The 13,739-nt window shown below is 35.3% G+C and carries 13 protein-coding genes and 2 pseudogenes; 1 reads left to right on the top strand and 14 read right to left on the bottom strand.

Going from position 1 to position 13,739, the window contains the following annotated elements:
- Window positions 1-55: 55 nt before the first annotated feature.
- From eboC to L950_RS34180, 14 genes and pseudogenes are all read right to left on the bottom strand, one after another.
- Window positions 56-715 carry a UbiA-like protein EboC gene (gene eboC / locus L950_RS20345; protein ID WP_021189016.1) on the bottom strand — a complete coding sequence of 220 codons (660 nt, stop codon included), beginning with the start codon at window positions 713-715 and terminating at the stop codon, window positions 56-58.
- A 41-nt stretch (window positions 716-756) separates the two neighbouring features.
- Window positions 757-1,743: a TatD family hydrolase gene (locus tag L950_RS20350; RefSeq protein ID WP_021189017.1), complete on the bottom strand. Its 987-nt coding sequence runs from the start codon at window positions 1,741-1,743 to the stop codon at window positions 757-759.
- 14 nt (window positions 1,744-1,757) lie between these two features.
- Complete coding sequence (locus L950_RS20355) at window positions 1,758-2,453, bottom strand: EboA domain-containing protein (protein ID WP_021189018.1); 696 nt, start codon at window positions 2,451-2,453, stop codon at window positions 1,758-1,760.
- A gap of 11 nt (window positions 2,454-2,464) precedes the next feature.
- Window positions 2,465-2,602 carry a transmembrane 220 family protein gene (locus L950_RS34160; RefSeq protein ID WP_410528145.1) on the bottom strand — a complete coding sequence of 46 codons (138 nt, stop codon included), beginning with the start codon at window positions 2,600-2,602 and terminating at the stop codon, window positions 2,465-2,467.
- Window positions 2,602-2,838, bottom strand: a complete 237-nt coding sequence (locus tag L950_RS34165) for a transmembrane 220 family protein (protein WP_231577486.1) — start codon at window positions 2,836-2,838, stop codon at window positions 2,602-2,604. The genes L950_RS34160 and L950_RS34165 overlap by 1 nt, the downstream gene beginning before the upstream one ends.
- 147 nt (window positions 2,839-2,985) lie before the next feature.
- A complete protein-coding gene (locus L950_RS20365; protein ID WP_021189019.1) occupies window positions 2,986-3,579 on the bottom strand; it encodes a TIGR00730 family Rossman fold protein in 594 nt (197 codons plus the stop codon).
- A 10-nt stretch (window positions 3,580-3,589) separates the two neighbouring features.
- Window positions 3,590-4,555: an alpha/beta hydrolase-fold protein gene (locus tag L950_RS20370; RefSeq protein ID WP_231577487.1), complete on the bottom strand. Its 966-nt coding sequence runs from the start codon at window positions 4,553-4,555 to the stop codon at window positions 3,590-3,592.
- Between the two features lie 4 nt (window positions 4,556-4,559).
- The gene (locus L950_RS30895; protein ID WP_021189021.1) at window positions 4,560-4,745 is read right to left on the bottom strand and encodes a hypothetical protein; all 186 of its coding nucleotides are present in this window, start codon (window positions 4,743-4,745) and stop codon (window positions 4,560-4,562) included.
- A gap of 437 nt (window positions 4,746-5,182) precedes the next feature.
- Window positions 5,183-6,559: a tRNA uridine-5-carboxymethylaminomethyl(34) synthesis GTPase MnmE gene (gene mnmE / locus L950_RS20375; RefSeq protein WP_021189022.1), complete on the bottom strand. Its 1,377-nt coding sequence runs from the start codon at window positions 6,557-6,559 to the stop codon at window positions 5,183-5,185.
- A 606-nt stretch (window positions 6,560-7,165) separates the two neighbouring features.
- Window positions 7,166-7,711, bottom strand: coding sequence for an LTA synthase family protein (locus L950_RS36805; RefSeq protein ID WP_316930716.1), 546 nt, complete (start codon window positions 7,709-7,711; stop codon window positions 7,166-7,168).
- Window positions 7,712-7,803: 92 nt separating this feature from the next.
- Window positions 7,804-8,955: pseudogene (locus tag L950_RS36810) on the bottom strand (LTA synthase family protein); the annotation flags it as partial.
- A 9-nt stretch (window positions 8,956-8,964) separates the two neighbouring features.
- Entirely contained in the window at window positions 8,965-9,981 is a 1,017-nt protein-coding gene (locus tag L950_RS34170) for an LTA synthase family protein (RefSeq protein WP_316930717.1), read from the bottom strand.
- Entirely contained in the window at window positions 9,936-10,304 is a 369-nt protein-coding gene (locus tag L950_RS34175) for a hypothetical protein (RefSeq protein WP_231577488.1), read from the bottom strand. Before L950_RS34175 ends, L950_RS34170 begins: the two co-directional genes overlap by 46 nt.
- Window positions 10,301-10,843, bottom strand: a complete 543-nt coding sequence (locus L950_RS34180; protein WP_231577489.1) for a hypothetical protein — start codon at window positions 10,841-10,843, stop codon at window positions 10,301-10,303. The genes L950_RS34175 and L950_RS34180 overlap by 4 nt, the downstream gene beginning before the upstream one ends.
- A gap of 338 nt (window positions 10,844-11,181) precedes the next feature.
- Here L950_RS34180 and L950_RS20390 point away from each other — a divergent pair.
- Window positions 11,182-13,739: pseudogene (locus L950_RS20390) on the top strand (valine--tRNA ligase); the annotation flags it as partial.

Raw genomic sequence — 13,739 nt, forward strand, 5'->3', positions numbered from 1 at the left:
CTTTACCTATATTGGGCCTATCGGATTATTTATAGCTCTTAATATGGGTTTAAAATCACTCCAAGCGAACGGAATCGATAAACAAAAGAGTAATAATAATATCCCCCTTCGCTTGCTGCAAAAAATAAATGCTAGTGATAACAACTGCATAAAGTACAGCGGCAAAATAAAGCATTTTTTTACTTCCTCCATGTACTTCTCCCCGACTTATCATTGTAATAGAAGCGATGTAGATAATAGGTACAATAGCCAAGAACCACCATTGACTTACCTCTGTACTTATAATACTAACTCCCAATAAGAGGTTTAGGCCACGGCAAAGTCCCATATTAAGCGGACCTAAAAATGAATGATGTTTTGCCCATCTGTTGTAGACAAGACAAGCTAAAATAATCGCTATAGCTAGTATTACTGTAATACTTCCTACGAAATAGGCTGCTATTAGTCCAACTAAGAAGAATAAAGATCCAAATACTGTGGCCTCTTTTTCGCTAATCAATCCACTAGGTATGGGTCGCTCAGGTCGTTCTATTCTATCCAGATCTGTATCAAAAACATCGTTAAAAATAATTCCACCACTATACAGCCCTATTGTTGAAATGCAAAGTAAAATAATAGGTACTGGAGAATTCCATCCTTCGGTTAATAAATATCCGGATATTGCTATACCAGCAAGTGCGTCGGCTACTGCAGTAACGACATTTGCTGGTCTCATTAATCGTATATATCCTTTTAATTTTTTCAATATGTGTACGATTAAGTAATAATGATCGAATTCTTATCTATCCTTGGTTGTTGACCACCACGCAAAATAGAATTACTTTCAAATTTTTGAGACTGATCAATATTTTTTATAGTTACAAAATCACGTTCGTCTATCTGTCCACTTTGACCAAAAGCGGTAATTGCATTCCGGTAACTCACCAATTCAATATCATCTAAACTAATACCTGATTGTTTCATCAGAGCTGCTGTTTTAGGAACAGCGAGCGGGTCAGAAATTCCCCAATCGGCAGCTGAATTAATCATAATTCTTTCAGAACCATACTGTTTAACAACCTCAACCATACGTTCATTTCCCATTTTCGTAAAAGGATAAATCGTAAAAGCTGCCCAAAACCCTCGATCTAAGACTTCTTTAACCGTTTCTTCATTATTATGATCTATAATCACTGAATACGGAGAAAGTCCATGTTCAATAGCAATATCCATGCTTCGTTGCGTGCCTTTTTTCTTGTCTCTATGTGGTGTATGAATCTGCACTGGAAGTCCAGCTTCTTTAGCAAGCTCCAGCTGTAACCGGAAATATTTTTCTTCGGCGGCAGTCTGATCATCAAAACCAATTTCACCAATACCGACCACACCTTCCTTGAAAATAAACTGAGGCAGTAATTCCATCACCTGTTCGGCTAATTGCTCATTGTTCGCTTCACGTGAATTTAATCCTATAGTACAGTAATGCTTAATACCAAACTGAGAAGATCTAAATCTTTCCCATCCAATTAAGCTACTGTAGTAATCCGTAAAACTATCGATCCCTGTTCGAGGTTGTCCTAACCAAAAAGCAGGTTCAATAATTGCCACAATCCCGGCATCAACCATTGCTTGGTAATCATCGGTAGTTCGTGAAGTCATGTGAATATGAGGGTCAAAAAACTTCATTCCACTAATATCATTTAAATCAAGAGTACTTTGGTTTCTTTCGCCTAAATTTCTTTCTTGGAAATTTTCATTACAGCACATAATTCAATATTTTTTTATTTTCCTAATTCTATTAATTGGTAGATTTCTGGATGAACAGTTCTATGGGCTGCCAAGCGTTCCTGTACATAATCGTTCAAGGTATTCGCTAAAGCCTGATTAACGCGCTCTTTTAATCCAGTAATTTTTTTAACATCTTTCTCTGTAAAAAATGCTTTCAAAATCATTTGATTCCATGCTCCTTCTGAAAGCATAACTGATGGATAAGGATTATGATACATAATTGCTTCCAATACAGTACCTATATTACTACGGATTCCTTCTTCACATTTACCGACCCATTCTTCGGTATGGCTCAAGAAAGGTAAAGCGGAGTATAATGCAATCAGTTCATTCATTTCTGAAGCAATAAATAAAGTATTGACTTTTTTCAGATATTGTTCCTTGTTCTGATCAGGTAACTGCATCAACAACCATACTCTACATAATCGGTCAATGGTCCATGCTTCCAAAGAAAAGCCAGGTAATAATTGTTTTAGATCAGCAACATCTTCGGATTGGACAACAATATTTTCTTTTCCAAGCTTTCTTGGGAGCTGGGAAAAACTCAAATTTAATTGAAGTGTTTTTTCTTCATTTTTAATCAATTCCACTTTATTGTCCAACCAAGACCATGCATCTAATTCTAGGTTTTGTTGGATAATTTTTTGAAATATATCACTTAGCTGTTTTTTCTTTTTTAAATCAATCACAAGTATAAATTTTATAAATTAACAGCAACAAAATAATTTAGAGCTAATGCGCCGCTAACAATCAGAAGACCAAAAAACTCTCTTGTCTTCTCAATATATGGCTTCGTTGCTTGCATACTTTCCACAATACTTGGTCTACGATATTTCATCAACCAATCGCGAACGCCATCTTTTGCAAAAAAAGTATAACTGCATAAACTAGATAAAATACAATAGCACCAAGGTATATAAATGGATAGTAGAAATTAAACACGGCTAGTCCGCAACAAATAGAGGCCAGCATATAAATTGGAATCCACAGCCAGGAATCTTTATCATTGAGATTTACATAGGCAAATCCTATAAAAGCAATGCAAAAAATAATATTTAAAATAATTAGCGCCATACGGTTAGGTTTATTCGATGAAATTTCATCATTACTGATACACAAATAAACAGATTATAAATCGGTTTTAATTAGTCAAATTGTAAAAAAATTAAGACGAAAGTAAAATCACAATAAGAGAGATGCTTAAACAACTAATAAATAGGTTTAAATTTCATCTTTTTCTATCCATTTAGTCACCTTGGGTGCTTCGTACCGTTCCATTTTTTCTAATAACTCTTCAATGGTATTTCCAAACAGAAGCATGGATTTATTCTCTTCTTTCAATAAACCTTCTGCCGTCATGTGATCAATAAATAACAGGAGGTGATCATAATAACCATTCGTATTGAGAATTCCTACTGGTTTTTTATGTAACCCCAGCTGACCCCAAGTCACCATTTCAAATAGCTCTTCGAGCGTTCCAAAGCCCCCAGACAATGCAATGACTCCATCTGAATAATCGTGCATGATTCGCTTGCGATCATGCATGGTATCTACTGTAATTAACTTTGTAACCCCTGTATGCTCTCTTTCCTTGGAATTGAGAAACTCAGGAATGACACCTATCACTTCGCCTCCTTTTTCTAATGCACCATTGGCAACTGCCCCCATCAATCCAACTCGTCCACCACCATATACTAGACGAATACCTTTTTTCGCAAATACATGCCCCACATGTGCAGCTTGCTCCTCATAGCTACTTTCTTTACCTAAACTAGAAGCACAAAAAACAACGATACTTTTAACTTTTCGCATCATAACACTTTTTTTATTTAAACAATTGAGGAACAAAATCATTGAGATATTTCCTCCAGTTGCTCCAGGTATGACCGCCTTCTGATTCGACATATTGATAGCTAAAATTCATCTTATCGAGTTTATCCCTGAAACCGGCAACATGCTTGTATAAAAAATCCGTTTTCCCAATGGCAATCCAGTACAAGCGGTAAGCATTGTTTTTTTGAACCTGAAGCTTGGCATCAAGATTTTCGTAAATTGGGCTTTTCTTATTTTCTGGAGGAAGAATTGCAGGAGAAAATAATCCAATATAATCAAAAGTTTTAGGTTGGTTAGCTGAAATATACAAGGAATGAAAACCTCCCATTGAAAGTCCAGCAATAGCTCTATTTTTCGCATCAGCTTTCACCCGATAATTCTGTTCTGTAAAAGTTATGATTTCATTAAAATTAGCTTCCATATCTCCTGTAAAAATATCTGGAGTTACCATATCAATTTTATAAAAACCCTTAGAAGACTCCCCTGGTGCAGCCGCATTACTTGTGTGACCATTAGGCATAATGACAATCATCGGCTTTGCTTTTCCTTGCGCTATTAGATTATCTAAAATTTGTGAAGCTCTCCCTAAGGTCATCCAAGCTTCTTCGTCCCCCCCCATCCCATGTAAAAGATAAAGGACAGGATATTTTTCTTTTGAAGCCTCATAACCGGGAGGTGTATAAACGGTTAATCTACGGTCTTCTTTTAGCCCTCTTGAAGTATACCATCTTTTAGCAACAGTACCATGAGGGACATTTTGAACAGTATAATTGGATGATTCTGGTCCATTTACGATAAACATGCTCATGACAGAACTTACATCCCGAACCTGATAAGCGTTATTGGGATCAGTAGCTTTAACTCCATCCACAATAAAAGAATAGGTATAAATATCGGCTTTCAGGTCCTGATTTGTAAACGACCATACTCCCCTTGAATCTTTAATTCCAGAATTCAAGTCATCAGTTGCATCCAATTGCCCTGTAACTTACAGTCTTCGCTTCTGGAGCCAAAAGTCTGAAGGTTATCTGTTTTCCGTTAATCTCGGGAGAAACAATGGTTTTATTGCCACTAAAATCGATATTTTCCTGTGCGTTGCCAATTAGGGGACCCAATAGCAATAAATATAAAATGGATGTGATCTTCATTTCTATGTTTTTATGAATATTAACAATACAAGCCTGACAAAAAGCTTAAGGCTAATAAGATATTGATTAACTAAACCCGCTTAAAATTGGAGTATTTAAATTTAAGGAATTTCAGCGGAAAATACGAATATTTAAAATCACCATATGCTTTTAAAATGATAAAACGAATATTGTATTTCATCACCCCATATTACAGCACTTTAAGTAATAGTCAATTGAATATAAAATAGACATCACATTTAATTACCACACACTAGTATTAATCAGCTCGATCGGAACAAAATAAACATCAATAATAGAAAACAGAGGCAATTCTAATTTTTGAGTTCTACTATCCACTATAGCAAACACGAAGTTTTATTCAGCAAATCATTAATCACAAAAAAAGCACTAACAATCCAATTGTTAATGCTTTTTACTGTTAATCATTTCAATTATTATTTTCCGATACAGAATTTCGAAAATATATTATCCAACAAATCATCGGTTGAAACAGAACCTGTAATTTCGCCTAAATGATATAGTGATTGTCGTATATCCATGGCTAAGAAATCAGATGTAACCGGATTGTCAATTCCGTTGAGTACGCGTTCCAAGGATGTTCGTGTATGCTGAAGAGCTTCTACGTGACGGATATTGGTTACTAAGACATCGTCAGTATTTAAGTTAGATAGATTTACTTGATTTAATAGTTCATCTTTTAGCTCCTCTACTCCTATTTGTTCTTTTGCAGATATGTATAGCGGTTTTAAAACCTCATACTGCTTTTTCTGCTCTACTGTAAGCAAGTCAGCTTTATTAATAATTGTAACAAAAGGTATGTTCAATACTGCAACTTCTGCAATCTGCGCCTCAATATCTACCACCTCGTCTTGTGTAGGATCAAATAAATAAATGATTAAACGTGCCTGCTTCATTTTTTCTCGCGTACGCTCTACTCCTTTAGCCTCGATAACATCGATAGTTTCACGAATACCGGCAGTATCAATAAATCGGAAAGTAATTCCTTTGATATTTATTTCATCTTCAATCGTATCTCTTGTGGTACCCGCAATGTCCGATACAATGGCACGCTCCTCATTCAATAAAGCATTCAACAAAGTAGATTTTCCGACATTAGGTTTACCTGCAATTACAACTGGAACACCATTTTTCAAAACATTACCTTGTTCAAATGAAGAAATCAACTTACTCACCACTTGATTAATTTGTTTAATTAAACTTTTCAATTGATCGCGGTTTGCAAATTCTACATCTTCTTCTGAAAAGTCGAGTTCCAATTCTATTAGTGATGCAAAGTGGATCAAATCATCTCTCAATTTTTTCAACTGATTGGAAAATCCGCCTCTCATCTGTTGCATCGCAATTTGATGGGAAGCAGCAGAATTTGAAGCAATCAAATCAGCAACAGCTTCTGCTTGAGAAAGGTCCATTCCCCCATTTAAAAAAGCACGTAATGTGAATTCCCCTGCTTTAGCTGCTCGTGCTCCTTTTTTAATAAGCAAACTCATCACACGTTCAATTATATACTTAGAATTGTGGGTGGAGATCTCAACTACATTTTCTTTAGTATAAGAATTAGGACCTACAAATAGGGAGACCAATACCTCATCAATGATTTCTTCTCCATCTCGTACTGTACCGAAATGAAGAGTATGTGAAGCTTGCTTGAGCAAATTCTTACCCCGAAATACCTGGTTGGTTATTTCAATAGCATCTTTACCAGAAAGACGTATTACAGCGATAGCACCATTACCACTTGCTGTGGCTAATGCCACAATTGTTTCTTGTTCCAAAATAGCGTGTTCAGACATGATACAAAGATAAGGATTACTACTTTAGTTCATGGGCAAATAAATTACAAATTGACGTATAAAAAACGAATAGCGAATAAATATTTTTTAGTTATTTTAATCTTTCACAAACGTGTAATCTCCATCGATCATTTATCCTATTTATAAAGTTTGTATTAAAACTTTTCAAAATGAGTTTCAACCTATAGTCATCCTATAAGCTCATTCGGCTATTTGTTGTGTGTATATTGTGCATAGCAGGTGCATAGATAATCTATTCATTGTGTCGATCTAGGCTGATGGTATAGTCAATGTTATCTACTTGCAGGCTCAATCCTATGTCGTGCTAGGATGATCGTATAGCCATTGTTATCATCCTGCAGGCTCATTCTTATATCGTACTAGGGTGATCGTATTGTTAATCTTAAAAATACAAAAAGCATCACCTTTGTGGGGTAATGCTTAATATTAATGCTAATAATTCCAGTTATTTACCGTCGTAAATTAATTTATTTTCGATCATTCGGTTATTATATTGCTGTTCAAAAGCTTTAAATTTTGTTTCCATAGTATCTAGCACTAGGGGTGGTTGCTTCAATAAATCATGTTTCATTAACCGATCTTCTTTTAGATTGTGGAGGGAAATATTTTTATTCCATCGTTGATCAGCAAATAATCTTTGTAATAAAAATTAAATATTCCTGAATTATTGTTGACTACAAAATTTTCCTTTGTTGGATTTAATGCATCGAAACCAAATGCAAAATATGGTTTATCATAATTCAAATAATTTAATACTGTAGGCATGATATCTATCTGTTGCGCCAATTTATCACTTCTACCTTTTAAATCTCCTCCTGGATGGTAAAGGATAATAGGAATCGCATAACTATTGGCCGCAGTCTGGTATTCTGGCAATGCACTTACCGTTGCATGGTCTGCACAGATAACAAACAAGGTATTTTTATACCAAGACATAGAAGATGCAGTTTTAAAAAATTGACGCAATGCATTATCAGTATAACCAATAGGTTCTTGAACGGGTAAAGGTCCTTTTGGAAAAACTCCTTCATATTTTGAGGGTACTTTAAAAGGGTGGTGAGAAGAAAGCGAAAAGAAACTTGCAAAAAATGGCTGTTTAAAGGTGTTGATTTCATTAGCCATATATTGCATAAACGGTTCGTCCCATATGCCCCAGATACCGTCAAGTCTGCATCGTTATTGTATTCGTTTTTACCATAATAATGTTGAATACCGGCTAACTTCATATATGCAGAAAATCCCATACTTCCATTTGGAGCGCCGTGAAAAAATGCTGTTTCATAACCTTTATTTGCTAACAAATTAGCAATACTGGTCGTTTTATTACCAGAATATACCGACAATACAAACGGTTCACCTACAGATGGTATTCCTGTTATAACAGAAGGCAATGCATCAATTGACTTACGTCCGTTAGCATAGGTATGTTCAAAAGTATATCCTTCCCGGATTAAAGAATCCAAAAATGGTGTATATCCTTTATACTGTCCGCCTTGAATATCTTTATTTAACTCTCCAAAATGTTCTTTTGCAAAGCTTTCCAAAATTAGAAAGACAACATTCATTTTTTTAAACGGCTCCTTACTTTGAGGATAATGAACAGGATTATAAATTGCAGTCAGCTCTTGTTCGGTATACGTATGAATAGGTTTTAAATTAACCGCTTTTAACGTCTTCATTAAACTAAAAGGGGTATTTAATACAATATTCATCTCTTCGGGATTCGTTACATAATCTCCTGCATTACTTAATGTAATAGGCCTTGTACTATGCGCCCATCCTCCACGAACACCTCCAATAAACAGAAAAACAGCAATTAAAAAACAAGCCGATTGAATGCTATATGTAGGCCATCTAAACAATAGTGGACGCTGCACTTGTACGAGATCATATAGCTTAATTAAAGCATAAATCAATATCGCAAATAGTATAAAAAGATACCAGTAGTCAAGACAAAAATCTAAAGCCAAGGAACCTAAATTTTTTTCATTTGCAAACTGATCAAATACCGTCCCTGTAGTTCGTTTCAAGGTAAATGGATAATAAGCAAAATCAACTAAATTTAAAGCGATTCCGATTGAATTGGTAATAATAAAAATCCACTTTGCTATTTTTTGATATAAGGTATTATACTTGAATGGTGCAGGAATAATCTGCATCAATAAATAGAGTATATTTAAATATAGTAGCGCTACGATATCAAATTTAATCCCACCCCATAACATATACAATAATTGAGCATTATTTACATGGGGAAAAAGAGCATAATTAATCCCATAAAAACCCAGTCTTAAAAAAGCATAAATTAACAACAGTATGAGAAATCTAATCAGCAAACCGAGATATGGTGCAAATGAACCTTTCAACTTTATCATATTTTCTATCTAATATTTTAAAAACTCTTTATACACTTCTTGGTAATAAGCTTTTCCTATATTGAGTAAACTATCTGTTTTTACAGGAGAATAGTCACTATTCTGTTTATAATTAATAATCTTCCCTACATTATCAAAACTCACGACTTGATCTGGTGTAATTACACCAAAAGCATCTTTAGAATTGTAAAACGCAATTTGAGGTGTGGTTGGATTCAATAAATCGCGACTCCAATGGTATCGAGTAGCCGGAAGATTTAATTGATGAAGCAATGTCGCTACCATATCGGTCTGATTGCCGATACGGTCGATTTTTTTACCTCTGAACTCAGGTTTGATTACATCACCAAAAAATAATAGTGGAATATGAAAACGATGCGGGTTAGACAACTCCCATTTCTCTGCAGGCAACCGGTGTCCATGATCTGCTACAACAACAAATAGGGTATTTTTATACCAGCTTTTGGTTTTGGCTTGATTAATAAAATCATAAACAATCGAATCTGTATAGAAGGCTGTGCTTCTAAATTTATCTGCATTTGATTTAGTCCCAAATTTATAACGCCCTGGCAAGTTAAAGGGCTCGTGATTGATTAGTGTAAAAATTGTTGAAAAGAAAGGGGTTTTCTCGGTATCAAAATCATGTAGCATTCGTTTTAATACAATATGGTCATAGACACCCCATGAAGCCCGTGAAACATCTACACCAAAGTTTGCATTATCGACAACTTTCGAGACACCGTGCATCAACATGTACGATTTAAAATTGTAAAACTCACTTTGACCCCCATGATAAAATGAGCCATGGTAACCTGCACTGCTTAATTCTTGACCTACGGCCGGCAAATTCTCATGTTTATCGATATACTTGATAATGCTTTCGGGTCCTTGTGCCGGAAAAGCACTGAATATTCCCACCATTCCTTTATCAGATCGATCTGCGGCCGCATAAATATGGTCAAAAAATACGCCTTGATTAATTAATTTCTCAAATTTGGTGTAATTCCTTTTTCTCCTCCCATTGATTCAATTAGACCGCCAACAAAACTTTCTAACATGATGACAACAACGTTTGGACGCTTCGTAGTCAATATAGAAACGGATGAATCTGGATTTGCATTAAATGCAGGTTTTAAAGTTGAATGGAGCTGGGTTTCATCATTATAAAACTGATAAGGACTTTTTAACCGGGTACTTTTCGCAAAATAGTCCCGCAACAATGCCCATTGTGTATTTACCGCAGCATGATTATAAAAGCTTTGCTCAGAAAAATAAGCTTTACTCGGATTTAAAGTTGCTCTTCCATATCCTCCTCTTATAAAAGTAAATAGCAAAATAGCTCCAATCAATAATTTAATAGCATTCTGCCAAGGCAACTAATATTATAAAAATGCACTTTCTTAAACATCCAACGATATAAAAAATAGCCCACAACGATTCCGAAAATCATTCCAAAAACTGGAAAGAATACAGGTGTTGATTCGGCAGAAGCAACGGCTCCAGATGGTGATGCTAAAAAAGCATCAATTGCTCTCTTTGAAATTTTATCGCCCCATTCCCGATAAATATTGATATTAATAAAAGAAACAACAAAATAAATAACGAGCAAAGTGATGGTGTACACATCCAATATTTTTCTTTTATAATGTACATTCGGTAAAAAAGATAAGATACAGTAGATAAGAAAAGGAACTGCACAGATATAGGATACTGCTGAAAAATCTAAACTAAGGCCGTGATAATAGATTTTGAAAATCTCTGAGAAATTTTTCGATCCAATTTTATCAAAAAAAGCTGTTATAAACAGCAATCGATCAATAAAACAGATGATAAGCCAAAATAAAAAGTACTGAGTTAGGGCCTTTAACTCATTGGCAATTCTATTCATTTTTAGTATTTATGTAAAACACGCAAATGTACGCTATTTCAGTAATAATAGTCTAAAATGTTATGATTATGTTATAAAAATATTACCATAAGGTCAATTTCAATTTTACAGTAGAAATGGCTGCAAAACCAACATTACAACAAGATCATAATCAACACATTAAAGCTTGATAAAATTTAAGATATACTCTTAATTATATATTTACACTTAGTAATGTGGTTTTATACGTAATGAAAAGCATAAATGAGTCGAAAACCAATTTTTGAAATAGCAATATTAAACTTCTATAAAACAACTAAATTCGCTAAATTTGCAAACGATTTTGAAAAAAAATTATCATGAGTATAGCAAAAACTTACAATCCTAAAGAAGCTGAAGACAAATGGTACAGCTACTGGATGGAGAACGGATTTTTCCGTTCTACACCTGATGAGCGTGAACCGTACACAATAGTAATGCCTCCTCCGAACGTCACCGGTGTATTGCACATGGGACATATGCTGAACAATACCATTCAAGATGTATTGATTCGTCGAGCACGTATGCAGGGTAAAAATGCTTGTTGGGTCCCTGGAACCGATCATGCCTCTATTGCAACTGAAGCAAAGGTTGTCGCGATGTTGAAAGAGCAGGGAATTGATAAAAAATCATTATCGCGTGAAGATTTCTTAAAACATGCTTGGGAATGGAAAGAGAAATATGGTGGCATCATCTTAAAACAACTTGAGAAATTAGGTGCCTCATGTGATTGGGAACGCACAAAATTTACGATGGACGCTGATTTATCAGAATCAGTGATTGACACCTTCATCAAGTTCTATAAAGAAGGTTACATTTACCGTGGTGTCCGTATGGTAAACTGGGATCCACAGGGAAAAACAGCTTTATCTGATGAAGAGGTAATCCGTAGAGAGGTCAACCAAAAACTATACTACATCCGTTATCAAATTAAGGATTCAAATGAACAAATCATCATTGCTACGACTCGTCCAGAGACGATCATGGCCGATGCAGCTATCTGTATTAACCCTAATGATGAGCGCTATACACACCTAAAAGGTAAATCAGTTATTATCCCGTTAATAAATCGTGAGATTCCAATCATCGAAGATGAATACGTGGATATAGAATTTGGTACAGGTTGCCTTAAAGTAACTCCTGCTCATGATTTGAATGATTATGCTTTAGGTCAAAAACATAACTTAGAAATCATTGATTTATTAAACGATGATGGAACATTAAATGCCAATGCTCAAATTTTAGTTGGTGAAGACCGCTTCATTGCTCGTAAAAAGATTGCGAAACTTTTAGAGGAAGTCAATCAGATCGAAAAAATTGAAGATTATAAATCTCAAGTAGGTTTTTCAGAGCGTACTGATGCTGCTATTGAACCAAAACTTTCCATGCAATGGTGGTGCAAAATGGATAAATTAGCTCAACCTGCATTAGATTATGTTGTAAGCGGAGAAGTAAATTTAATTCCAGACAAGTTTACATCCAGCTACAAACATTGGATGGAAAATGTAAAAGATTGGTGTATTTCCCGTCAGCTATGGTGGGGTCAACGTATTCCGGCATGGTACAATGAAAAAAATGAATGGGTAGTTGCAAAAACTGAATCTGAGGCAATTCAAGAGTTTGAATCTCAAGGTAAAGTTGCTGGTGCGATTCGTCAGGAAGAAGATGTACTCGATACATGGTTCTCGTCTGGTTTATGGCCTATGTCGGTATTCGACGGCGTTCGCAACCCTGAAAATGAAGAATTCAACTATTACTACCCTACAAATGATTTAGTAACAGCCCCCGAAATTTTATTTTTCTGGGTAGCGCGTATGATGATCATGGGACATGCATATACGGGTAAAGCTCCTTTCAAAAATGTATATCTTACAGGTATCGTTCGTGATAAATTGGGCCGGAAAATGTCCAAATCATTAGGAAATTCTCCTGATCCGATCGAACTGATGGCTCAATACGGCACCGATGGTGTACGCGTAGGTATGCTACTTTCTTCGCCTGCTGGAAATGACTTAATGTTTGATGTCTCTTACTGTGAGCAAGGCCGTAATTTCGCGAATAAAATATGGAATGCATTCCGTTTAGTTAAAGGTTTAGAGACTATAGATGCTCCTGCAACTGAAGCTCAGAAAACTGCGGCAAAATGGTTTGAAAGCAAATTTAATGCTACTTTAATTGAGATCGAAGATCACTTTAATCATTATCGCCTATCCGATGCCCTGATGTCTACTTACAAATTAGTATGGGATGATTTCTGTGCTTGGTATTTAGAGCTTGTAAAACCTGCGTATCAAACTCCTCTTGAAACGGAAACTTTTGAAGTGGTAAAGGGATTTTTCAAACGTATACTTACATTGGTTCATCCTTTTATGCCTTTCTTGTCTGAGGAACTTTGGCATGATGAACTATTTGGAGAACGCGATGCAAAAGATTGTATCATTGTTGCAGAGTATCCAACGGTTGGCGCTATCGATCAAAAATCATTAAGGAATTTACTTTTGTTCAGCAGATTATTTCTGAAGTTCGAAATATCCGTAATACTAAGCAGATTTCACCTAAAATTGCTTTACCATTAGCTATCAATGCAACAGAAATTGATTTTACAAACTATCAAGAAGTATTATCAAGTTGGCTAACATTGAAAAACTAACCTTTGTTCAAGAAAAAGTAGCTGGAGCAGTTAGTTTCTTAGCTGGCAAAGAAGAATGTTATGTTGCGCTTGAAGAAAACATAGATGTAGACGCTGAACGTGAAAGAATCACAAAAGAAATCGATTATTTAAAAGGATTTCTCGTTTCTGTAGACAAAAAATTATCGAATTGAGCGGTGTTCAAAATGCGAAGCCAAGAAATTATTCAAAATGAACAAAACAAGAAAG

The sequence above is a fragment of the Sphingobacterium sp. IITKGP-BTPF85 genome (assembly GCF_001006065.1).
Taxonomy (GTDB): domain Bacteria; phylum Bacteroidota; class Bacteroidia; order Sphingobacteriales; family Sphingobacteriaceae; genus Sphingobacterium; species Sphingobacterium anhuiense.